The sequence below is a fragment of the Streptomyces sp. NPDC005533 genome, assembly GCF_042871845.1.
Classification (GTDB): Bacteria; Actinomycetota; Actinomycetes; order Streptomycetales; family Streptomycetaceae; genus Streptomyces.
This window is the reverse complement of sequence record NZ_JBIAJH010000025.1, coordinates 32,841-53,950: the sequence shown is the minus strand read 5'-3', so window position 1 is coordinate 53,950 and position 21,110 is coordinate 32,841. Positions and strand designations below refer to the sequence as shown.

18 protein-coding genes are annotated in these 21,110 nt (G+C 72.7%); 9 read left to right on the top strand and 9 right to left on the bottom strand.

The annotated features are described in order from the left end of the window. Positions 1-101: 101 nt before the first annotated feature. Positions 102-884 carry a hypothetical protein gene (locus tag ACFYP3_RS24240; RefSeq protein WP_388836313.1) on the bottom strand — a complete coding sequence of 261 codons (783 nt, stop codon included), beginning with the start codon at positions 882-884 and terminating at the stop codon, positions 102-104. Positions 885-889: 5 nt separating this feature from the next. After that, a complete protein-coding gene (locus tag ACFYP3_RS24235) occupies positions 890-1,486 on the bottom strand; it encodes a papain-like cysteine protease family protein (RefSeq protein WP_388836142.1) in 597 nt (198 codons plus the stop codon). 229 nt (positions 1,487-1,715) lie between these two features. Between ACFYP3_RS24235 and ACFYP3_RS24230 the strand changes: the two genes are divergently transcribed. Further along, positions 1,716-2,648, top strand: a complete 933-nt coding sequence (locus ACFYP3_RS24230) for a hypothetical protein (RefSeq protein ID WP_388836139.1) — start codon at positions 1,716-1,718, stop codon at positions 2,646-2,648. 11 nt (positions 2,649-2,659) lie between these two features. Here ACFYP3_RS24230 and ACFYP3_RS24225 read toward each other — a convergent pair whose 3' ends face one another. After that, the gene (locus ACFYP3_RS24225; protein WP_388836137.1) at positions 2,660-3,091 is read right to left on the bottom strand and encodes a Rieske (2Fe-2S) protein; all 432 of its coding nucleotides are present in this window, start codon (positions 3,089-3,091) and stop codon (positions 2,660-2,662) included. A gap of 188 nt (positions 3,092-3,279) precedes the next feature. On the opposite strand from ACFYP3_RS24225, the gene ACFYP3_RS24220 reads away from it, so the two are divergent. After that, complete coding sequence (locus tag ACFYP3_RS24220; RefSeq protein ID WP_388836134.1) at positions 3,280-4,161, top strand: carbohydrate kinase; 882 nt, start codon at positions 3,280-3,282, stop codon at positions 4,159-4,161. On the opposite strand, the gene ACFYP3_RS24215 is transcribed toward ACFYP3_RS24220, so the two are convergent. Further along, a complete protein-coding gene (locus ACFYP3_RS24215; protein WP_388836132.1) occupies positions 4,151-4,762 on the bottom strand; it encodes a TetR/AcrR family transcriptional regulator in 612 nt (203 codons plus the stop codon). The genes ACFYP3_RS24220 and ACFYP3_RS24215 overlap by 11 nt on opposite strands. Before the next feature lie 71 nt (positions 4,763-4,833). On the opposite strand from ACFYP3_RS24215, the gene ACFYP3_RS24210 reads away from it, so the two are divergent. Further along, the gene (locus ACFYP3_RS24210) at positions 4,834-5,484 is read left to right on the top strand and encodes an NAD(P)-dependent oxidoreductase (RefSeq protein ID WP_388836129.1); all 651 of its coding nucleotides are present in this window, start codon (positions 4,834-4,836) and stop codon (positions 5,482-5,484) included. Between the two features lie 110 nt (positions 5,485-5,594). Here ACFYP3_RS24210 and uvrA read toward each other — a convergent pair whose 3' ends face one another. After that, the gene (gene uvrA, locus ACFYP3_RS24205; RefSeq protein WP_388836126.1) at positions 5,595-8,603 is read right to left on the bottom strand and encodes an excinuclease ABC subunit UvrA; all 3,009 of its coding nucleotides are present in this window, start codon (positions 8,601-8,603) and stop codon (positions 5,595-5,597) included. A 186-nt stretch (positions 8,604-8,789) separates the two neighbouring features. On the opposite strand from uvrA, the gene ACFYP3_RS24200 reads away from it, so the two are divergent. The 3 genes from ACFYP3_RS24200 to ACFYP3_RS24190 all read left to right on the top strand — a co-directional run bounded on the left by ACFYP3_RS24200 (position 8,790) and on the right by ACFYP3_RS24190 (position 11,766). After that, entirely contained in the window at positions 8,790-9,479 is a 690-nt protein-coding gene (locus ACFYP3_RS24200) for a maleylpyruvate isomerase family mycothiol-dependent enzyme (protein WP_388836123.1), read from the top strand. Between the two features lie 9 nt (positions 9,480-9,488). After that, positions 9,489-10,145, top strand: a complete 657-nt coding sequence (locus ACFYP3_RS24195) for an MBL fold metallo-hydrolase (protein ID WP_388836120.1) — start codon at positions 9,489-9,491, stop codon at positions 10,143-10,145. 286 nt (positions 10,146-10,431) lie between these two features. Beyond that, entirely contained in the window at positions 10,432-11,766 is a 1,335-nt protein-coding gene (locus tag ACFYP3_RS24190) for an MFS transporter (RefSeq protein ID WP_388836310.1), read from the top strand. Here ACFYP3_RS24190 and ACFYP3_RS24185 read toward each other — a convergent pair. The 4 genes from ACFYP3_RS24185 to uvrB all read right to left on the bottom strand — a co-directional run bounded on the left by ACFYP3_RS24185 (position 11,763) and on the right by uvrB (position 17,847). Next, on the bottom strand, positions 11,763-12,746 hold the full coding sequence (locus ACFYP3_RS24185) for a TerC family protein (RefSeq protein WP_388836117.1): 984 nt from the start codon (positions 12,744-12,746) through the stop codon (positions 11,763-11,765). The genes ACFYP3_RS24190 and ACFYP3_RS24185 overlap by 4 nt on opposite strands. Positions 12,747-12,984: 238 nt before the next feature. Further along, complete coding sequence (locus ACFYP3_RS24180) at positions 12,985-14,967, bottom strand: TerD family protein (RefSeq protein ID WP_388836115.1); 1,983 nt, start codon at positions 14,965-14,967, stop codon at positions 12,985-12,987. A 56-nt stretch (positions 14,968-15,023) separates the two neighbouring features. After that, entirely contained in the window at positions 15,024-15,602 is a 579-nt protein-coding gene (locus ACFYP3_RS24175) for a TerD family protein (RefSeq protein ID WP_388836112.1), read from the bottom strand. An 88-nt stretch (positions 15,603-15,690) separates the two neighbouring features. Continuing rightward, on the bottom strand, positions 15,691-17,847 hold the full coding sequence (uvrB, locus tag ACFYP3_RS24170) for an excinuclease ABC subunit UvrB (protein WP_388836109.1): 2,157 nt from the start codon (positions 17,845-17,847) through the stop codon (positions 15,691-15,693). Positions 17,848-18,081: 234 nt separating this feature from the next. Here uvrB and ACFYP3_RS24165 point away from each other — a divergent pair, with 234 nt between their 5' ends. The 3 genes from ACFYP3_RS24165 to ACFYP3_RS24155 all read left to right on the top strand — a co-directional run bounded on the left by ACFYP3_RS24165 (position 18,082) and on the right by ACFYP3_RS24155 (position 21,099). Then, positions 18,082-18,984 carry a glycerophosphodiester phosphodiesterase gene (locus ACFYP3_RS24165; protein ID WP_388836106.1) on the top strand — a complete coding sequence of 301 codons (903 nt, stop codon included), beginning with the start codon at positions 18,082-18,084 and terminating at the stop codon, positions 18,982-18,984. 99 nt (positions 18,985-19,083) lie between these two features. Beyond that, entirely contained in the window at positions 19,084-19,647 is a 564-nt protein-coding gene (locus tag ACFYP3_RS24160) for a methylated-DNA--[protein]-cysteine S-methyltransferase (protein WP_388836103.1), read from the top strand. A 156-nt stretch (positions 19,648-19,803) separates the two neighbouring features. Further along, positions 19,804-21,099 carry an MFS transporter gene (locus ACFYP3_RS24155; RefSeq protein WP_388836100.1) on the top strand — a complete coding sequence of 432 codons (1,296 nt, stop codon included), beginning with the start codon at positions 19,804-19,806 and terminating at the stop codon, positions 21,097-21,099. The last annotated feature ends 11 nt before the right edge of the window (positions 21,100-21,110 follow it).

Genomic DNA, 21,110 nt, shown 5'->3' with positions numbered 1-21,110 from the left:
CCGGACGGGCTGCATACAGCCTCGCCGGCGTTTGAGGCGCGGGTCCGGGCGGAGCCCGGTTTCGGGAAGGGGCGGGGTGGGGGGAAAGCCCCGCAGGTCGGCTAGGCCACGGCGGTCCGGCGGCGGCGCAGGGCCAGCAGCCCGGCTCCGCCGAGCGCGAGCGCACCGGCGGCCACCACCCCGACGGGAGTCCCGGCGGCGTCGGCCACGGCCGGCTCGGCGTAGCCGCCCGCCAGGCCCCGCGAGGCATAGGCGGAGCCCGGCAGCTTGTCCCCGTAGGCGGCGGCCACCCGGGCCCGGTACCCGTCCAGGTCGGCGCCCACGGCGCCCACGGCCCGCACGGCGTCCTCGTCCAGCGGCAGCACCCGCCCGCCCCCGGCCACGTACCACGCGTCGATCTGCGGCTCCCGGAACACCGTCCCGCCGGGCAGTTTCTCCGCGCCCAGCCGCGCGTAGCGGAATTCGTCGTCGCCGGTGGCGATGTTCACCACCTGCCAGCCCGCCTCCGTCCGCGCCGTCCACAGCGCGGCCTGCTGCCCGTCGGAGGAGACCGCCTTGCCGGCGAGGAACTCCAGGCGGGCGACGGGCGCCCCCGCCCGGCCCGCGACGAAGTCCGGGGAGAGGTGGTTGACGGGGACCACCTCGCCGTCGATCCGGGGCCGCGCGGCCGTGGGCGAGACCTTGCCCTCCCGGGCGAAGAAGCGGGAGAGCGTGGCGAGGGTGTCGGGTGCGGTGGCCGCCCGCGTGGCGGCGGCCCGGTCCTCGGCGGTGGCGGCCCCGGGCGGCGGCACGGGAGCCCCGGGAGCCGCGGCGGCGAGCGGGGCGAGCCCGAGGAGGGCGGTGGCGGCGAGGACCGCGGCGGCGGTGGTGGCGCGCAGGGTCATGGCGCTCACGCCCCGATCCGGTAGAGGGAGTGGGTCCAGGAGAAGGTGCTGTTGTTCACGTACCAGGCGTGCGAGGCCCAGTTGTAGCGGTCGCTGGAGGGCCAGGGGTCGCCCCAGTAGACCCACTGGTTCGCGGTGTCGTAGCCGTAGAGGACGTGCATGTGGCCGCCGCCGTTCGACCACTGGATCCGGGTCTCGATCGGCCGGTCGGCGTTGATCTCCGTCTGGACGGTGGAGTACTGGAGCCAGCCGGTGACGTACGAGCCGGGGGTGATGCCGGCCCAGCGCAGTCCGGTCTGAACGTTGCCGAGGGTGGCCTGGTTGTTGGGGCACTCGGAGCCCTGCTGGCGGTTGAAGGCGGCGTTGCAGAACTGGTTCTGGGTGTGGTTCCGGCCGAACCAGGTGGCGATGGTGTTGCCGCCCGCGGCCCAGCACCAGTTGGTCTTCTGCTGCGCCTGCATGGTGATGTTCAGGCGCTTGTAGGCGAGGGCGGAGTCGGTGCCGGTCTGGGCCGCCGTGGCGGTGGCGGTGCCGACGGGCAGGGTGAACAGCACGGCGGTGAGGAGGGCGGCCAGGGAAAGCCGCCGGTTTCGGGTGCGCATCGCGTTCCTCCCAGTGGGGGGAGTGGGGGGTGGAGGAGCGCGTCCGGACGCTGGGGAGGAGCATCGAACGGTTGTCGCGATCAGGTCAACACGCTTCAATACGCGGTGACGTTGCAGTGTGAACGGTGGGGCTGCGGTGTGAACGGTTGCTGTCGTTCCACCTGGTCCCCCGGAGCCTCCGGCGCGATCCTCCGCGCCGACGCGTGTGAACGTTCACAGAGGAGTCGTGATGGCGCCGACGGGGGACACGGCCGAACTCGGCCGGTTGCTGCGCGGCGGCCCCTTCCACCTCGCCCTGCGCGCCGCCCTCGCCGCGCGCGGGCTGCCCCTGCACCGGGTCCAGCACCGGCTGGCGGCACGGGGCATCAAGGTCGGTGTCACCAGCCTCAGTTACTGGCAGCAAGGTGCCCGCCGGCCGCGCCACGCGGAGTCGCTACGGGCCGTCACCGCGCTGGAGCAGATCCTGGAACTGCCCGACGGCGCCCTCCTGCGCCTGCTCGCCGCGCCGGAGCCCGGCCCGGGGCCGGCCCGTCCGGCCACCCGCTCCTACCGGGCCCTGTTCACCATGGGCGGCACGGTGGAGCGGCTGCTGGACGCGATGGACCTGCCGCCGGACGGCGGACTGCACTCGCTCGGCCACCACGAGCGGGTCCGCATCGGCCCGGCGGGCGAGCTGCGCGTCCGCGAGTCGCAACAGATCGTCCGCGCGCACCGCGACGGGGTCGACCGCTACCTCGCCGTCCACCACGGCGACCCGGGCTGCGACGTGTCCCGGATCCGCGTGGCGGCGTACGAGAACTGCCGTACGGGCCGGGTGCGCTGCCATCCGGAGGCCGGGGTGGTGGTCGCGGAGCTGCTCTTCGACGCGCGGCTGCGCTGCGGGGACACCTACGTCTTCGGTTACGGCATCGAGGACGGCACGGGCTCCCGCAGCGGCGAGTACGTGCGCGGCTTCAGCTACGCGGGCGGCCAGTACATGCTCCAGGTCCGTTTCGACGAGGCGGCCCTGCCGGTGCGCTGCCGGCGCTTCGCCCGTACCGGGCCGAAGGCCCCGCGCACGGGCCTCGCGGACCTGACGCCCAGTGGCCGGCACCGGGCGGTGCACCTGGTGGAACAGACGGTGCGGCGCGGGATCCTCGGGATCAGCTGGGACTGGGAGTGACCTGCGCGGGGTCAGCCCGCGATGAGCTTGCCGTTCTCGGCCCGGACGGGGACGGCGGGCAGCGGGGCGGACGCCGGGCCGCGCAGGACCTTGCCGGTGGCCACGTCGAAGCGGCTGCCGTGGCAGGGGCAGTTGCCCTCCCCCTCGACGATCTTGTCGAGGACGCAGCCGGCGTGCGTGCACTGGGCGCTGAACGCCGTGTACCGGCCCTCCGCCGGGCAGCTGACGATCAGCTTCCGCTCCCGGTACAGCTTGGCGCCGCCCACCGGGACGTCGGCCGCCGCGCCGAGCTCCACCGGCGCGGTGGGCGTGGCGGGGGTGCCGCTCCCGCCGGCGGTCTCGGTGGAGCAGGCCGCGAGGGTCACTCCGGCGCCGGCGGCCCCGGCGAGCGCGGCGGCGCCCTTGAGGACGGTACGGCGGGCGGCTGACTGCGGCGCGGACATGCGGTTCTCCTGAGGTGCGGGCACGGTGGGGCGGGGTACGGGTACGGGCGGAGGCAGGGGCCGTGGCACGCGCCCGTGGTGCGGGCCCGTGGTGCGGGCCCGTGGTGCGGGCCCGGTGCGGGCGGGGGCCCGGCCGGGACCCCGGCCCACCCGACGATACCGCCGCCGCATGGGGTACCTTCCCCCGCGTGATCGTCGTCGGCGGAGAAGCCCTCATCGACCTGGTGCCCGCGGCGCGGCCGCCGGGCGCGCTGCTGCCCCGGCCGGGCGGCGGACCGTACAACACCGCCCTCGCCCTCGGCCGGCTCGGCGCCGAGGCGGCCTTCTGCTCGCGGGTCTCGGCGGACGGCTTCGGCGAGAGCCTGCTGGCCGGGCTGCGCGCGGCCGGGGTGGACGTCTCGCTGGTCCAGCGCGGACCGGAGCCGACCACGCTCGCCGTGCCCTCGCTGGCCCCGGACGGCTCCGCCTCGTACGGCTTCTACGTCGAGGGCACGGCGGACCGGCTGTTCACCCTGCCGCCCGCCCTCCCCGACGGGGTACGGGCCCTCGCGCTCGGCACCTGCTCGCTGGTCCTGGAACCGGGCGCGAGCGCGTACGAGGCCCTGCTGCGCCGGGAGTCGCGGCGCGGCCTGCTGACCCTGCTGGACCCCAACATCCGGCCGGCGCTGATCGCGGACCCGGCGGCGTACCGCGCGCGCCTCCTGGACCGGCTGCTGCCGAGCACCACCGTCCTCAAGCTGTCCGAGGAGGACGCGGCCTGGCTGGGCGGCGGGGTCCGCGACTGGCTGGCGGCGGGGCCCTCGGCGGTGGTGCTGACCCGGGGCGCGGCGGGCCTGACCGTCTGGACGCGGGAGGGCGCGGAGCACTCGGTGGCGGCCCGCCGGGTCGCGGTGGCCGACACGATCGGGGCGGGCGACACCGTCAACGCCGCCCTGCTGCACCGGCTGGCCGGGGCGCCGGGGCAGCCGGTGGACTGGCCGGACGTCCTGGCCTACGCCGCCCACGCGGCGGCCCTGACCTGCACGCGGGCGGGCGCGGAGCCCCCTTACGCGGCGGAGCTCAGCGGATAGCGGCCCACACGGTCCCGGCCACGGCCGGGGCGAACTCCGCCACCGGCTGGACCACCTGGGCGCCGGAGAAGTGCAGGAAGAAGGCCCGCTGGAAGCAGGCGCCGAGCAGCAGGGCGGCGGCCGCCGCCGGATCGGCGTCGGCCCGCAGCCGGCCGGCGTCGAGTTCCCGCCGCAGCCGGCCGGCGAGCGCGTCGAGGACCACGTGGGGCCCGGAGCCGATCTTCTGCACGCCCTCGCGGTGCCGGATGAGCAGGGCGGGCTCGGCGAAGAGCGAGGCGGCCATGGGCATGGCGTCGGCGTAGAAGAGCGAGGCGTGCCGGGCGATGTCGGTGAGCGCCTCCTCGACCCCTTGCTCCGCCGGATCGGGATCGGCGTCCAGGGCGGCCATGAGCGGGCCCGCGTTGGGGGTGCGCTCCATCAGCACGCGGACGAACAGCTCCTCCTTGTTCGCGAAGTACTTGTAGAGCGCGGCCTCGGAGCAGCCGGCCTCGCGGGCGATGGCCTTGGTGGTGGCGTTGGCCAGGCCGCTGGTGCGCATCAGCTTCTCGGCGGCGTCGAGCAGCCGCTCGGGGGTGGGACGGCTCGACTTCGGGGTGAGCATTCACTCACTCTAAGGGCATGCAGAGGTGAGTAAACGCTCACCCACCCCCTTCCCCATGTCCGGGAGCCAGGATGAAACTCACGGTGTTCGGATCCACGGGTGGCGTCGGCCACGAGGTCGTCAGGCCGGCCCTGGCCGCGGGACACGAGGTCACGGCGGTCGTCCGCGACCCGGCCCGGCTTTCGGTGCCGGCCCACGACCGCCTCCGGGTGGCCGTCGTCGCCGATCTGACGGACGAGGACGCGCTGGTGCCCGTACTGGCCGGCCGGTCCGCGGTGATCTCGGCGCTGGGCGCGGCGAGCAACAAGCAGGCCAAGGCGGCCCCGGTGACGGGGCCGGCGGTACGGGCCATCCTCGCGGCGATGGAGCGGGCGGGCGTGACCCGTCTCTCGGTCGTCAGCGCGGCCCCGGTCGGGCCGCCGGCGCAGGGCGAGAGCCTGCTCACCCGGGCGGTGGTCTACCCGCTGCTGCGCCGGCTGCTGCGCGACCTCTACGCGGACCTCGCGGTCATGGAGGCGGAGCTGAGCGCGAGCGGAGCCGAGTGGACGGTCATCCGCCCGCCGATGCTCCGCGACAAGCCGCACACGGGCACGTACCGACGCGCGCTCGACGCCAACGTCCGCGGCGGCCGCGCCATCCCCCGAGCGGACGTCGCCGACGCCCTCCTCGCCACCCTCACCGACCCGGCCTACACGGCCCGCACGGTGGGCGTCGCCTCCTAGCGGGGCCGGAGAAGCCGGCCCCGCGGGCGTGCGAGGCGCCGGGGGTCCGGGGGCTCTGGGCCCCCGGCGGCGGCGCCGCGGACGAACACGGCGCGGCCCTTCCCCGGCGGCTACGCCTTGCGTGCCGCCCGCGACGCGCTCTTCTTGGCCGGGGCGGCCTTCTTCGCGGTGGCGGCGGTCTTCTTGGCCGGGGCCGCCTTCTTCGCGGCGGCCGCGGTCTTCTTGGCCGGCGCCTTCTTCACCGCGGCCCGCGCCGTGGGCGTCCCGTCGGAGACCCGGTCCGCCCCCAGGATGTCCCGCAGGAACTTGCCCGTGTGGCTGGCCCCGACCGACGCCACCTGCTCCGGCGTACCCTCCGCCACCACGAGACCGCCGCCGTAGCCACCTTCCGGGCCCATGTCGATGACCCAGTCCGCGGTCTTGATGACGTCCAGGTTGTGCTCGATGACGATCACCGAGTTCCCCTTGTCGACGAGCCCCGAGAGCACCTTGATCAGCTTCGAGATGTCCTCGAAGTGCAGACCTGTCGTCGGCTCGTCCAGGACGTACACCGTCCGGCCCGTCGACCGCTTCTGCAGCTCGGAGGCCAGCTTCACGCGCTGCGCCTCACCGCCCGAGAGCGTCGGCGCCGACTGGCCGAGGCGGACGTAGCCCAGCCCGACCTCGTTCAGCGTCTTCAGGTGGCGCGCGATCGTCGGCACCGCCTCGAAGAAGCCCAGCGCCTCCTCGATCGGCATGTTCAGGACTTCGGCGATGGACTTGCCCTTGTAGTGGACCTCCAGCGTCTCCCGGTTGTACCGGGCACCGTGGCATACCTCGCACGGGACGTAGACGTCCGGCAGGAAGTTCATCTCGATCTTGATCGTGCCGTCGCCGGAGCAGTTCTCGCAGCGGCCGCCCTTCACGTTGAAGGAGAAGCGACCCGGCAGGTAGCCGCGGACCTTCGCCTCCATCGTCTCCGCGAAGAGCTTGCGCACGTGGTCGAAGACACCGGTGTACGTCGCCGGGTTGGACCGCGGGGTGCGGCCGATGGGCGACTGGTCGACGTGCACGACCTTGTCGACGAGGTCGTCCCCGTCCACCCGGGTGTGCCGGCCCGGCACCGAGCGGGCGCCGTTCAGCTCGCGCGCCAGGTGCGTGTAGAGGATGTCGTTGACCAGCGTCGACTTGCCCGAGCCGGACACGCCGGTCACGGCCGTGAGGACGCCCAGCGGGAAGGACACGTCGATGTCCCGCAGGTTGTTCTCCTTGGCGCCGTGGACGGTGAGCCTGCGCTCGCCGTTCACGGGCCGGCGCACGTCCGGGATCGCGATGGAGCGCTTGCCCGACAGGTACTGCCCGGTCATCGACTCGGTGTTCTTCAGCAGGTCCTTCAGCGAACCGCTGTGCACCACCTTTCCGCCGTGCTCACCCGCGCCCGGACCGATGTCCACGACCCAGTCGGCCACCTTGATGGTGTCCTCGTCGTGCTCGACCACGATGAGCGTGTTGCCCATGTCCCGCAGCCGGACCAGCGTCTCGATCAGCCGGTGGTTGTCCCGCTGGTGCAGGCCGATGGAGGGCTCGTCCAGCACGTACAGCACGCCGACCAGGCCGGAGCCGATCTGTGTGGCGAGCCGGATGCGCTGGGCCTCGCCGCCCGACAGGGTGCCGGCGGCCCGGTTGAGCGAGAGGTAGTCGAGACCGACGTCGACGAGGAAGCGGAGCCGCTCGTTGACCTCCTTCAGGACCCTCTCGGCGATCTTCTTGTCGCGGGCGTCGAGCCGCAGCCGTCCCAGGAAGTCCGCGCACTCGCTGATCGACATGGCGGCGACCTCGGCGATGGACTTCTCCATCACCGTCACGGCGAGCACGATCGGCTTGAGGCGGGTGCCCTGACAGGTCGGGCAGGGCACCTCGCGCATGTAGCCCTCGAAGCGTTCGCGGCTGGCGTCGCTCTCCGATTCCGCGTGCCGCCGCTTGACGAACGGCACGGCGCCCTCGAAGGCCGTCGTGTACGCCCGCTCGCGCCCGTACCGGTTGCGGTAGCGGACCTCGATCTGCGTCTTGTGCCCGTAGAGCAGGGCCTTCTTCGCGCGCGCCGGCAGCCCGGCCCACGGGATGTCGGTCCGGAAGCCGAGCTCCCCGGCGAGCGCCCCGATCAGCCGCTGGAAGTAGGCCTTGGTGTGGCCGAGCGACCACGGCGAGATCGCGCCCTCGTCGAGGGACTTGTCCTCGTCCGGAATGATCAGCTCGGGGTCGACCTCCATGCGCGTGCCGATGCCGGTGCACTCGGGGCAGGCGCCGAAGGGGGAGTTGAAGGAGAAGGAGCGCGGCTCCAGCTCCTCGAAGGAGAGGTCGTCGTACGGGCAGTAGAGGTGCTCGGAGTACATCCGCTCACGCTCGGGGTCGTCCTCCGCGAGGTCGACGAAGTCCAGGATCACCATGCCGCCGGAGAGGCCGAGGGCCGTCTCCACGGAGTCGGTGAGCCGGCGCTTGGCGCTGTCCTTGACGGTGAGGCGGTCGATGACCACCTCGATCGTGTGCTTCTCCTGCTTCTTCAGGATGGGCGGCTCGGAGAGCTGGATGGTCTCCCCGTCCACCCGGGCCCGGCTGTAGCCCTTGGTCTGCAGGTCGGCGAAGAGGTCGACGAACTCGCCCTTGCGCTCGCGCACCAGCGGCGAGAGCACCTGGAAGCGGCTGCCCTCGGGGAGCGCGAGCACCTTGTCGACGATCGCCTGCGGCGACTGCCGCGAGATGGGCCGGCGGCACTCGGGACAGTGCGGCTTGCCGATGCGGGCGAAGAGGAGGCGGAGGTAGTCGTAGACCTCGGTGATGGTGCCCACGGTCGAGCGCGGGTTGCGCGAGGTCGACTTCTGGTCGATCGAGACGGCCGGGGAGAGGCCCTCGATGAAGTCGACGTCGGGCTTGTCCATCTGCCCGAGGAACTGGCGTGCGTACGACGAGAGCGACTCGACGTAGCGGCGCTGCCCCTCGGCGAAGATCGTGTCGAAGGCCAGGGAGGACTTGCCCGAGCCGGAGAGTCCGGTGAAGACGATGAGTGAATCGCGGGGCAGGTCGAGCGAGACGTTCTTGAGGTTGTGCTCGCGAGCGCCACGAACGATGAGACGGTCGGTCACGCCGGTCCGCACCTTTCTTGAGAGAGCGGGGGGCACGGGCCCCCGTCCCAGGGTATGGGGGGCGCCTCTGCGGTGGAGATGGAGTCTGGACTTCGAGCGTATAGCACGCACATTCGATTTACGGCACTGCGAGCATCCCTTCACCCGATCGTGTGGCCGAGGCCCCGGGACCACTAGGCTCGACTCATGACTGATCATGTGCACGACCTGCGATCTGTACGTGAAGCCACGGACCGGCTGCTGACCGCAGTCGCGAAAATGGACAACGCCGCCCTCACCGAGGAGTCACATCTCCCCGGCTGGACGCGCGGCCACGTGCTGGCCCACCTCGCGCGCAACGCGGACGCCCTCGTGAACGTCTTCGAGGGGCGCCCGATGTACGAGAGCGCCGCCTCGCGCGACGCGGACATCGCACGCGACGCCGGCCGGTCCCTGGAAGAACACCTCGCGGACCTCCGTGATTCCGCGGCCCGCTTCCTCGCCACCACGGAGCCCGACCAGGACTGGTCCCGCACCGTCGAACTGCGCAACGGCATCACCGACCTCGCCGCCAACGTGCCGTTCCGCCGCTGGGTCGAGGTCGACCTGCACCACGTCGACCTGAACATCGGCTACGAGCTCGACGACCTGCCGGCGGAGTTCACCGACCGCGAGATCACCTTCCTCGCCGACCGCTGGTCCGCGCGCCCGGACGTGCCGCCGACGGCCCTGGTCACCGCCGACGGGCGGACCTGGCACACCGGCTCCGCCGGGGAGCCCGACGTGACCGTGTCCGGCACCGCCGCCGGGCTGCTGGCCTGGCTGGCCGGCCGCGGCGACAAGGGCGCCTCCCTGACCACCACGGGCGGCCCCCTGCCCGAGCTCCCGCCGCTCTAGGATCAGGACATGACGTACACCGGAGAGGTCAAGGTCGGCGGTCCGGCCGACGTGCACGAGCTCGCGGACCTGATGATTTCCAAGGTCGCGGTGGGCCCCATGAACAACAACGCGTACCTGCTGCGCTGCCGGGCCACCGACGAGCAGCTGCTCATCGACGCGGCCGCCGAGGCGGACACGCTGCTGAGCCTGATCGGCGACGACGGCATCGCGTCCGTCGTCACCACCCACCGGCACGGCGACCACTGGGGCGCGCTCGCCGAGGTCGTCGAGGCGACCGGCGCGCGGACCTACGCGGGTGCCCAGGACGTCGAGGGCATCCCGGTGGCGACCGACGTGCCCGTGGCCGACGGGGACACCGTGCAGGTCGGGCGGGTCAAGCTGACCGCCCGCCACCTGGTCGGACACACCCCCGGCTCGATCGCCCTGATCTACGACGACCCGCACGGCCACGCGCACGTGTTCACCGGCGACTGCCTCTTCCCGGGCGGCGTCGGCAACACCCAGGGCGACCCGAAGGCCTTCGCGAGCCTGATCGACGACGTGCAGCACAAGCTCTTCGAGCAGCTGTCGGACGAGACCTGGGTCTACCCGGGCCACGGCAACGACACCACGCTCGGCGCGGAGCGTCCGCACCTGGCCGAATGGCGCGAGCGCGGCTGGTAGCCGGGGCGCCGCGTCAACTTCGGTACGCGACGCACTCCTTCCGGTCCTTGACGGCCGAACGCACGTCCCGAGGGGCGGGAAACGGGGTAATTGGTGCACCATGCACCAGGACCCCTCCCCGCCCCTCGCGTCCTCCCCCGTACCCTCCCCCGCATCCCCCGCCTCCCGCATCCCCTCCGCCTCCCCCGTCACCGCCGCGTCCGCGGACGCCCGGCCCGCCGGGGCGGTCACCGGAGCCGATACCGAGGCCGATATCGAGGCCGACGACGACGCGCACCGCCCCGGCATGCTGCGGCTCGCCACGGCCTCGCTCGCCGGTACCGCGATCGAGTTCTACGACTTCTTCGTGTACGGCACGGCCGCCGCCCTCGTGCTCGGCCCGCTCTTCTTCCCGTCCTTCTCCCCGCTCGCCGGGACCCTCGCCGCCTTCGGCACCTTCGCCGTCGGCTTCCTCGCCCGCCCGCTCGGCTCGGCCGTCTTCGGCCACATCGGCGACCGCCATGGCCGGCGTCCGGTGCTCCTCGCCTCCCTGCTCCTCACGGGCCTCGCGACGGTCGCCGTCGGCTGCGTGCCCTCGTACGGCTCGATCGGCGTGGCCGCGCCCGTGCTGCTGCTCCTGCTGCGCTTCCTGCAGGGCCTCGGGCTCGGCGGCGAGTGGGGCGGCGCGGTGCTGCTGACCGCCGAGCACGCGCCCGAACAGCGGCGCGGGCTGTGGTCGAGCTTCCCGCAGATGGGCCCGCCGGTGGGCTTCCTGCTGGCCAACGGCCTGATGCTGGGGCTGTCCGCGTCGCTGAGCGACGCGCAGTTCACCTCGTGGGGGTGGCGGGTGCCGTTCTGGGCCGCCGGGCTGCTGGCCCTGGCCGGTCTGTGGCTGCGCCGCTCGGTGCAGGAGACCCCACAGTTCAAGGCGCTGACCGAGACCGGGCGGCGGGCGGATGCGCCGCTGACCGAGGTGGTCCGCGGCCACTGGCGGCTGCTCCTGCTGACCGGTGGGGCGCTCGCCGTGGCCTACGCCGTCTTCTACACGGTCACCACCTGGGCCCTCGCGTACGCCACCGAGCGCCTCGGCCTGCCCCGGACGGTGGTCCTGGCCTGCATCATGGGCGCCGTGGCGCTGATGGGCGCGGTGACCCCGCTGGTGGCGGTGCTGGGCGACCGGTACGGCCGCCGGCCGCTGTGCCTGGCCGGGTGCACGGCCTGCGTCGTGTCGATGTTCCCGCTGGTGGCGCTGCTCGGTACGGCCGACCCACTGCTGATGACGATGGGCTTCGCGGTGGCGCTGCTGGCCATGGTGACGATGTTCGCGGTGGTGGGCGCGTACCTGCCGGAGCTGTACGCCCCGCGGATCCGCTGCACCGGCGCGGCCGTCGGCTACAACCTGGGCGGGGTGCTGGGCGGGGCGCTCACCCCGGTCGTGGCGACGGCGCTGGCGGACGGCCCGGGACCGCCGTGGGGCGTCGCGGTGTACCTGACCGGGATCGCCCTGCTGAGCCTGGGCTGCTTCGCGCTGCTGCCGGAGACCGGTCCGCTGGTCGTACGGGCGGGATCGGGAGCCGGCGGGGAAACGGGAGCGGGGGCGGCCGAAGCGGCCGCCCCCGCACGGCTCCGTGGCCGCGGTTAGGCGTCGACGCTCTCCTCGCGGGTGGCGGCCTCGGCCGCCGCCTGCTTCTTCGAGGCCATCAGGCTGGTGATCGTGGTGATGACCAGGACACCGCAGATGACACCGAGGGAGACCGGGATCGAGATCACCGGGACGTGCACCCCGCTCTCGTGCAGGGCGTGCAGCACCAGCTTGACGCCGATGAAGCCCAGGATGATCGACAGGCCGTAGCTGAGGTGGACCAGCTTCTTCAGCAGGCCGCCGATGAGGAAGTACAGCTGGCGCAGGCCCATCAGGGCGAAGGCGTTGGCGGTGAAGACGATGTACGGGTCCTGGGTGAGGCCGAAGATCGCGGGGATCGAGTCCAGGGCGAACAGCACGTCGGTGGTGCCGATGGCGAGCATGACGACCATCAGCGGGGTCAGCACGCGCTTGCCGTTGGTGACGATGAAGAGCTTGGTGCCGTGGTACCGGTCGGCGACGCCGAACTTCTTCTCGACGGACTTGAGGAGACGGTTCTCCTCGAACTCCTCGTCGTCCTCGTCCTTGCGGGCCTCCTGGATCAGCTTCCACGCGGTGTAGATCAGGAACGCGCCGAAGATGTAGAAGACCCAGGAGAAGCTGGCGATGATCGCGGCGCCGGCGGCGATGAAGACCGCGCGCAGGACCAGGGCGATCAGGACGCCGATGAGCAGGACGCGCTGCTGGAGGTGGGACGGCACCGCGAACTTCGCCATGATCAGGACGAAGACGAAGAGGTTGTCGACGCTCAGCGACTTCTCGGTGATGAAGCCCGCGAAGAACTCCTGGGACGCCTGGGGGTTGCCGAAGAACCAGAGGCCGAGGCCGAAGAGGGCTGCGAGGACGATCCAGACGACCGTCCAGGTACCGGCTTCCTTGATCGATACGTCGTGCGGCTTGCGGCCGATGAAGAAATCGGCGCCGATGAGGAGGGACAGACCGAGAATGGTCGCGGCCCACAGGGCCCAGGAAACTTCCATGGTGAACACGCCTCCGGCGGATGGCTCAGGACTACGTCAGCGTCATCGCTGCCGGAGGTCTCTTCCACCCGGGCGGCCTGGAGGCCGTGGGCCGACGCCCCGGGACCGGCCGCGCTCACATCGCCGCAGTGGTCCGTATTGACGGGTACGCCGTAGCAGGAAAGCAGGAATACTCCCCTCCGCACACACGAGCATACCCATCAAGGGCCGAAAAGGTAAAGGGAATGCCAAGCGTTGGTCACGGGCGGGTAGTGCGACGCGCCTGCGCCACGCGGTCCAGTGCCTGTTCGAGGACCCGGCTGCCCTGCGGCGGCAGGTCCGGTTCGAAGGTCCAGGCGTGGTGGACCCAGGGATCGGCGAGGTGACTGTCCGGAACCGGCGACAGCCGCATGAGGGAGCGCCACAGCGGGTCGAGCAGCGGCCCGTAGGCCGAGGCCTCGTCGCGGTCGGCGACCATCAGCAGGTGCACACCGACCGCCGGGCCCTCGTCGGCGAGGTAGCGCAGCTGGGTGACGGCGCGGTCGTCGAAACCGTGCGGGAAGTCGTGCACGATCAGCAGCTGCTCGGCCGTGTCGACGTCGGGCGGCAGGTCCTCGGGCGCGCCGGCCCGCAGCGCCATCTGTACGAGGTCCACGCGCCGGGTGAGGGCCGCCAGCGTCCGGGTGACCCCGTGGGCCCCCGCGGCGGGCGGCGCGGCCAGCACCCCGGCGCGGACGAGGGGCGCCAGGGAGGCGGTGCCGGCCCCGGCCGCGTCGATGACGTGGACGGAGAACTGGTCCGCCGGGTGGACCGCGAGCAGCCGCACCGCGTGCGCGACGGCCATGTCCATGGCAGCCCGGCGCAGGCGGTCGGTGTCCATGGCCATCGCGGCCTCGGAGCCGGTACGGCCGTTGTCGATCCAGATCCCGCGCTCCAGCGGGACCCGCATCAGCATGGGGATCCGCAGGTCGGGGCGCTCGGGCAGGGAGAGGTCGCCCAGGCGCAGGGCCAGCGGGTTCTCCTCGGGCGGCGCGGTCGCCCGGCTGTCGTGCCAGACCGGGTTGCCCCAGCGGGCGTACGCGGCCGGCAGCGCGGGCTCGACCACCTCCGACTCGGCGATCAGCTGGGCGAGGTCGCGGTCGAGGACGGCCTGGGCCTGGGCGACGAGCTCCTCGCGGCGGGCCCGGGCGGTGTCGCGGGCGGCGTTGCCGGAGCCGCCGAGGCGGTGGCGCGGGTCGGAGAGGGCCTCGTCGAGCTCGCGGTCCATGCGGGAGTCGGCGAACTCCACGGCGCTGCGGTAGGCGGCCACCGTGCGGGCCAGGTCCTCGAACATGCCCCAGACCTGGTTGTAGAGCCGCTCCTCCATGGACCAGCCGCTGGCGTCACCGGCGACGGGCCGCGGGGGCTGTCCGGGCTCCTGCGGCGTGGCGGCCCGCGGCGCCGGCTCGGGCGGCTCGGTGCTGGTGCGGCGGCGCCGCGGGTGCGCGTAGTCGATGGTGGGCGGCGAGCCCCCGGTGTCGCCGCCGGGCGCGGGCCCGGGCGTGCCGGCGTACGGGACGCCGGAGAGGGGGACCGGGTCGGGCGGCTCGGGAGCGGCCGCGGGGGCCTGGGCCGGGTCCTGGACCGACGCCTGCGGGGCGCGCAGGCCACCGGCCGGGGTCCGCAGGGCCGCGAGCGTGGCATCGCCCTGGGCGGCCGGGGCGGCCGTCCGCAGCGCGGCGGCGGCCAGGGCCTCGGCGTCCGCCGCGGGCAGTCCGCCGTCGGTCAGCAGGGCGCCGAGGCCGTCGGCGTAGCCCTGGCCGACGGCGCGGACCTTCCACGCGCCCTGGCGCCGGTACAGCTCCAGGGCGACCACGGCGGTCTCGGCGTCCAGCCCGGTCAGGGTGTAGCAGGCCAGCTCGCCGCCCGCCGGGTCGGCCACGGCCACGTAGGAGGCCGGGACCGAGCCGAAGCGCACGGGGCCGCCGGGCGGCAGGACGAGCAGCACGCCGACCCGGTGGACGTCCGCCGCGACCGCGTCGAGGTCGACGGCGAAGGTGTGCCGGTCGGCGAGCTCCCCGGGCGCCTGCACGCCGGGGAGGGACCGGGCCCCCGGGTGGGCCAGTACCGCGTCGCCGGCGAACCGGCCCTGTTCGTCGGCGAGCGAGGCCAGGGCGAGCACGGCCGTGCCCGCCGAGACCCTGATCTCCACCCGGCTGTGGGACACGGGGTGGTTCTGCCCCCGGACCAGTTCGGCCGTCATCGTGCAGCCCCTCCCCCGTGCCTTGTTCTCTCGTGCCTTCGTCTCGTCCGGTACTGCTACAGGTGCGGCAGGATCGCCGGCATGAGGTCCTGGAAGGTGCGGCCGTTGGCCGGGGTCCCGAGGGCCGTCATCTGCCAGCCGCCGCCCACGCGCGACACCTTCGCCATGATCTGCGCGGTGTACTGGCCGCCGCCGTCGAGGGTGTAGCGGGCCAGCTCCTGGCCGTTGGTCTCGTCGACGATGCGGCAGAACGCGTTCTGCACCTCCTGGAACGTCTGGCCGGTGAAGGAGTTCACCGTGAAGACGATCTGGTCGATGTGGACCGGCACGCGCTGGAGGTCGACGAGGATGGCCTCGTCGTCCCCGCCCTGGCCGACGCCGCCGACGAGGTTGTCACCGGTGTGCCGGACGGAGCCGTCGTCGCTCTGCAGGTGACGGAAGAACACGACGTCCACCGGCTGCTTGTCGGCGAAGAGCACGGCCGAGGCGTCGAGGTCGATCTCCCGCGTCCGCGAGCCGAACAGTCCGCGGCGCTTCGCCGCCTGCCAGCCGAGGCCCATCCGGACCGCGGTCAGCGTTCCCCCGTCCGCCTTCTGCAGACTGATGGCCTGACCCTTGGTCATATTGACCGTCACGTGCTGTCCCCTCTCCATGGCCCGCCCCATTAACGGGCGCGCAGGGTGTACCTGCGGCTGTGATTCAACCCTACTGACCCGCTCCGGGTCAGGCGAGGCCCGCTTCCTTCATCTGACGCAACTCCTTCTTCAGCTCGCCCACCTCGTCCCGGATCCGGGCCGCGACCTCGAACTGCAGCTCCGCGGCCGCCCCGCGCATGCGCTCGGTCATCTGCTCGATGAGCGCGGCCAGCTCCTCGGCGGGCCGGTCGGTGAGCACCTCGGCGCCCTTGGCGGCCTTGGCCCCCTTCGCGCCCTTGCCGGCCGCCTTGGCCTGCGCCGATCGGCCGCCGAGCGCCGGCACCGGCGCCTTGGCCCCCTTGCCGTCCTTCGCCTGCCGGTACCCGGTGCCGAGGAGCTCCTCGGTGTCGAGCTCCTCGCGGGCGATCGTGGCGACGATGTCGTTGATCTTCTTGCGCAGGGGCTGCGGGTCGATGCCGTTCGCCGTGTTGTAGGCGATCTGCTTCTCCCGGCGCCGGTTGGTCTCGTCGATGGCCTTCTCCATCGCCGGGGTCATCTTGTCCGCGTACATGTGGACCTGGCCCGAGACGTTGCGCGCCGCGCGGCCGATCGTCTGGATCAGGGAGGTCCCGGAGCGCAGGAAGCCCTCCTTGTCGGCGTCGAGGATCGCCACCAGGGACACCTCGGGCAGGTCGAGGCCCTCGCGGAGCAGGTTGATGCCGACCAGGACGTCGTACTCGCCGGCCCGCAGCTCGCGCAGCAGCTCGATGCGGCGCAGGGTGTCCACGTCGCTGTGCAGGTAGCGGACCTGGATGCCGAGCTCCAGGAAGTAGTCGGTGAGGTCCTCGGCCATCTTCTTGGTGAGGGTGGTGACGAGGATCCGCTCGTCCTTCTCCACCCGCTGCCGGATCTCGTGGACCAGGTCGTCGATCTGCCCTTCGGTGGGCTTGACCACGACTTCGGGGTCGATGAGGCCGGTGGGGCGGATGATCTGCTCGACGAAGCCGTCGCCGCGCGAGAGCTCGTACTTCCCGGGGGTCGCGGAGAGGTAGACGGTCTGGCCGATGCGCTCCTGGAACTCCTCCCACTTCAGCGGACGGTTGTCGAGGGCGGACGGCAGCCGGAAGCCGTGGTCGACGAGGGTCCGCTTGCGGGAGGCGTCGCCCTCGTACATGGCGCCGATCTGCGGCACGGTCACGTGCGACTCGTCGATGACCAGGAGGAAGTCCTCCGGGAAGTAGTCGATGAGGGTGTTCGGCGCGGAGCCGCGCTCGCGGTCGTCCATGTGCAGCGAGTAGTTCTCGATGCCGGAGCAGGACCCGATCTGCCGCATCATCTCCAGGTCGTACGTGGTGCGCATGCGCAGCCGCTGCGCCTCCAGCATCTTGCCCTGCTTCTCCAGCTCGGCGAGGCGCTCGGCCAGCTCGGCCTCGATGCCGTTGATCGCCTTCTCCATGCGCTCGGGGCCGGCGACGTAGTGGCTGGCGGGGAAGACGTACAGCTCGCGGTCCTCGCTGATGACCTCGCCGGTCAGCGGGTGGAGGGTGGAGAGGGCCTCGATCTCGTCACCGAACATCTCGATGCGGACGGCCAGTTCCTCGTAGACCGGGAAGATCTCGATGGTGTCGCCGCGCACCCGGAACGTGCCGCGGGTGAAGGCCACGTCGTTGCGCGTGTACTGGATGTCGACGAAGCGGCGCAGCAGCTGGTCCCGGTCGATCTCCTCGCCGACCTTGAGGGAGACCATCCGGTCGACGTACTCCTGCGGGGTGCCGAGGCCGTAGATGCAGGAGACGGAGGCGACGACGATCACGTCGCGCCGGGTGAGCAGCGAATTGGTCGCGGAGTGGCGCAGCCGCTCCACCTCCTCGTTGATCGAGGAGTCCTTCTCGATGTACGTGTCCGACTGCGGTACGTACGCCTCGGGCTGGTAGTAGTCGTAGTACGAGACGAAGTACTCGACGGCGTTGTTCGGCAGGAGCTCGCGGAACTCGTTCGCCAGCTGGGCGGCGAGCGTCTTGTTCGGCGCCATGACCAGGGTGGGGCGCTGAAGCTTCTCGATCATCCAGGCGGTGGTCGCCGACTTGCCGGTGCCTGTCGCACCCAGCAGGACGACATCCTTCTCACCTGCGCGGATGCGCTTCTCCAGGTCGGCGATGGCCGCCGGCTGGTCGCCGCTGGGCTGGTAGGGGCTGACGACCTCGAAAGGCGCCACCGTGCGTTCGATCTTCGATACGGGCCGCATGGGTCAACCGTACGACCCCCCACTGACACTCACGCGTCCCAGCCCGGCCGCGGCGCGCTCCGGCGGCTCCGGACGCCCTGGAGCCCCGTCATTCGTTCTGGTCCGTTTGTCGTAGTTCGGTGGCGGCTCGGTGATCTTCAACCCCATGATCGCCGTGAAGTGCATCGCCACAACGTCTGCCGCTCCGCACCCGTCTGACGCAGGAACAGGGCTCACGACCCGAGGAGAACGCACATGTACGTCCGACCCGCCGCCGCGGCCGCCGCCGCATTCCTGGGCTTCACCCTCACCCTGCTGGGCGGGACGGCCTCGTACGCCGCCAGCGGCCCCGGATCCGCCGCCGACCGGGCGGCGCTGGGGGAACCTGTCGTGTACGCCCACCGGGGGGCCTCGGCGTACGCCCCGGAGAACACCCTGGCCGCGATCGACCTGGCCATGCGGCTGGGCATCGACTGGGTCGAGAACGACGTGCAGCGCACCAGTGACGGCGTGCTGGTGGTGATCCACGACGACACCCTGGCCCGGACCACGAACGTCGAACAGGTGTTCCCCGACCGCTCCCCCTGGAAGATCAAGGACTTCACGGCGGCCGAGATCGCCCGGCTGGACGCGGGCAGCTGGTTCGGCGAGGAGTACGCGGGCGCCCGCGTGCCGACCCTGCGCCAGTACCTCAACCGGGTAAGGCGCAACCAGCAGAAACTGCTGCTGGAGATCAAGAAGCCGGAGCTCTACCCGGGGATCGAGGAGCAGACCCTGAAGGTGCTGGGCGACGCCGGCTGGCTCGACGAGCGGCACGTGACGCAGCGCCTGGTGGTGCAGAGCTTCAGCGCCGACAGCGTGCGCGTCGTGCACCGGCTGCGCCCGGACCTGCTGACGGCCTTCCTCGGCACCCCCACCGTGGCTGACCTGCCGCTGTACGCGGAGTTCACCGACCGGATCAACCCCTGGCACACCACGATCTCGGCCGACTGGGTCGCGGCCGTGCACGGCCTGCTGGGCGCCCACGGCAAGGCCATGGAGGTGGACACCTGGATCGTGGACGACGCGGCGACCGCCCGGAAGGTCCAGGACATGGGCGTGGACGGGATCATCACCAACGCCCCGGACGTGGTGCAGGAGGCGGTCGGCGGGTTCTGAGCCCGCCGACGTGCCGCCACGGGCGTGGGCGGTGCGGGTGAGGGGGGCGTCGTGGCCGAAGCGGCCGGCGTTGTCAGGGGGGAGCCGTACGGTGGACGGGTGGACACCACCGAGCGGCCCCGCGGGCCGCACCTCGAATGGACCGTCGTCGCCAGCGACATCGGTCCCCTGCTCCTGGCCGCGACACCGGAGGGTCTGGTCCGGGTCGAGTTCCACGCCACCCCGGACCGGGTCGAGAAGATGATCGGCCCGCTCGTCTCCCGGCTGGGCGCCGACGCGCGCCGTCCCGCGCCGGGCGAGGAGGTCCTGCTGGCCGAGCCCATACGCCAGCTCAAGGCGTACTTCGCCGGTACGCTGCGGCGCTTCGAGCTGCCGCTGGACTGGCGGCTCAGCTCCGGGTTCAACCGGCAGGTGCTCCGGGAGCTGGACCGCACCGTGCCGTACGGATCGGTCGTCGGCTACGGGGAACTGGCCGCCCGCGCCGGACAGCCCGGCGCCGCCCAGGCCGTGGGCCACGCCATGGGCTCGAATCCGCTGCCGCTGGTGGTGGCCTGCCACCGGGTCGTGGAGAACGACGGGGGCATCGGGGGATTCGGCGGCGGGGTGGAGACCAAGCGGCAGCTGCTCGCGCTGGAGGGCGTGCTTCCGCAACCGCTGTTCTGATCGGCGCCCTGACCTGCGGGCCGACCGGCACGCAGGGACGGTTCCGCCGGACGGTAAGGGGTGGCACACTGCGGCGGTGACTACTGCTGCCGCCGCACCCGGCTCCCCCGCGCCCTCCGGGCCCCGCGTCACGCACCCGCCGAAGCGGGGTGCGGCATGACGGCCTCCCCCGGCACGGACCGGCCGGCTCCCCCGCTCGACCTCCCGGACGTGGTCCGGCTGCAGCGGCGCACCTCCTGGGTCCTCATCGCCGGCCAGATCCTCGGCGGGCTCGGCGTGCCCATCAGCATCGCCCTGGCCCCCGTGCTCGCCACCGAGATCAGCGGCACCGAGGCCCTGTCCGGCCTCGCCTCCACCGCCGCGGTGATCGGCACCGCCCTGGTCTCGCTGCCGCTCGCCGCCCTGATGACCGCGCGCGGCCGGCGGCCCGGCCTGGTCCTCGCCTACGCGATCGGCGCCGTCGGGGCGGGACTCGTCGTCCTCGCCGCGACGATCCGGAACTTCCCGCTGCTGCTGCTCGGCATGGCCGCCTTCGGCGCCGCCTCCTCCGCCAACCTGCAGGCCCGGTTCGCCGCCGCGGACCTCGCCGCCCCGGACCGCCGGGCCCGGGCGATCTCCGTCGTCGTGTGGGCGTCCACCCTCGGCGCGGTCCTCGGTCCCAACCTCTCCGCGCCGGCCAGCCGCAGCTTCGCCGGGACCGCGATACCCGAGACGGCGGGCCCCTTCGTGTGGGCCGCCGCCGTCTTCCTGCTCACCGGCACGCTGATCGGCGCACTCCTGCGCCCCGACCCGCTGCTGACGGCCCGGGCGCTCGCCGCTCCGGCGGAGCAGACCCGCGAGGGCCGCTCGCTGCGGGCCGGGTTCGCCGCCGTGAAGGCCTCCCCGCGGGCCCGGCTCGCGCTCGTCACCGTCGCCGTGTCGCACACCGTCATGGTCTCGATCATGGTGATGACCCCGATGGACCTGGGCCATCACGGAGCCGGCCTGGAGCTCATCGGGCTGGTCATCAGCATCCACATCGCGGGCATGTTCGCCTTCTCCCCGCTGATGGGGTGGCTCGCGGACCGGCTCGGACGGCTGTCCGTGATCGGTCTGGCCGCCGGGCTCCTGTCGGTCGCCGCGCTGCTCGCGGGGACGGCCGGGCCCAGCCACGGCCGGAGCATGGTCGGGCTGTTCCTGCTCGGGCTCGGCTGGTCCGCCGGGATGGTGTCCGGCTCGGCGCTGCTGACCGACTCGGTGCCGCAGCCCGCGCGGGCCGCCGTCCAGGGTCTGAGCGACCTCACGATGAACGCGTCCGCCGGGGTGGGCGGCGCGGCCGCGGGCCTGGTCATGGCCCAGGCGGGCTACGGCTGGCTGAACGTCGTCGGTGCCGCGCTGCTGCTGCCGATGGCGACGCTCGCGCTGTTCACGGCGCGCCGCCACCCCGTCGTCGCGAAGGCGGCCGGCGGCTGACGGGGCCGCCG

Coding starts and splice junctions, on each gene's coding strand:
- ACFYP3_RS24215 (WP_388836132.1), bottom strand. CDS start 4,762: ATGCTCACCCCGAAGTCGAGCCGTCCCACCCCCGAGCGGCTGCTCGAC.
- ACFYP3_RS24165 (WP_388836106.1), top strand. CDS start 18,082: ATGTACGTCCGACCCGCCGCCGCGGCCGCCGCCGCATTCCTGGGCTTC.
- ACFYP3_RS24200 (WP_388836123.1), top strand. CDS start 8,790: ATGACTGATCATGTGCACGACCTGCGATCTGTACGTGAAGCCACGGAC.
- ACFYP3_RS24240 (WP_388836313.1), bottom strand. CDS start 884: ATGACCCTGCGCGCCACCACCGCCGCCGCGGTCCTCGCCGCCACCGCC.
- ACFYP3_RS24180 (WP_388836115.1), bottom strand. CDS start 14,967: ATGACGGCCGAACTGGTCCGGGGGCAGAACCACCCCGTGTCCCACAGC.
- uvrB (WP_388836109.1), bottom strand. CDS start 17,847: ATGCGGCCCGTATCGAAGATCGAACGCACGGTGGCGCCTTTCGAGGTC.
- ACFYP3_RS24225 (WP_388836137.1), bottom strand. CDS start 3,091: ATGTCCGCGCCGCAGTCAGCCGCCCGCCGTACCGTCCTCAAGGGCGCC.
- ACFYP3_RS24155 (WP_388836100.1), top strand. CDS start 19,804: ATGACGGCCTCCCCCGGCACGGACCGGCCGGCTCCCCCGCTCGACCTC.
- ACFYP3_RS24195 (WP_388836120.1), top strand. CDS start 9,489: ATGACGTACACCGGAGAGGTCAAGGTCGGCGGTCCGGCCGACGTGCAC.
- ACFYP3_RS24235 (WP_388836142.1), bottom strand. CDS start 1,486: ATGCGCACCCGAAACCGGCGGCTTTCCCTGGCCGCCCTCCTCACCGCC.
- ACFYP3_RS24185 (WP_388836117.1), bottom strand. CDS start 12,746: ATGGAAGTTTCCTGGGCCCTGTGGGCCGCGACCATTCTCGGTCTGTCC.
- ACFYP3_RS24230 (WP_388836139.1), top strand. CDS start 1,716: ATGGCGCCGACGGGGGACACGGCCGAACTCGGCCGGTTGCTGCGCGGC.
- ACFYP3_RS24190 (WP_388836310.1), top strand. CDS start 10,432: ATGCTGCGGCTCGCCACGGCCTCGCTCGCCGGTACCGCGATCGAGTTC.
- ACFYP3_RS24210 (WP_388836129.1), top strand. CDS start 4,834: ATGAAACTCACGGTGTTCGGATCCACGGGTGGCGTCGGCCACGAGGTC.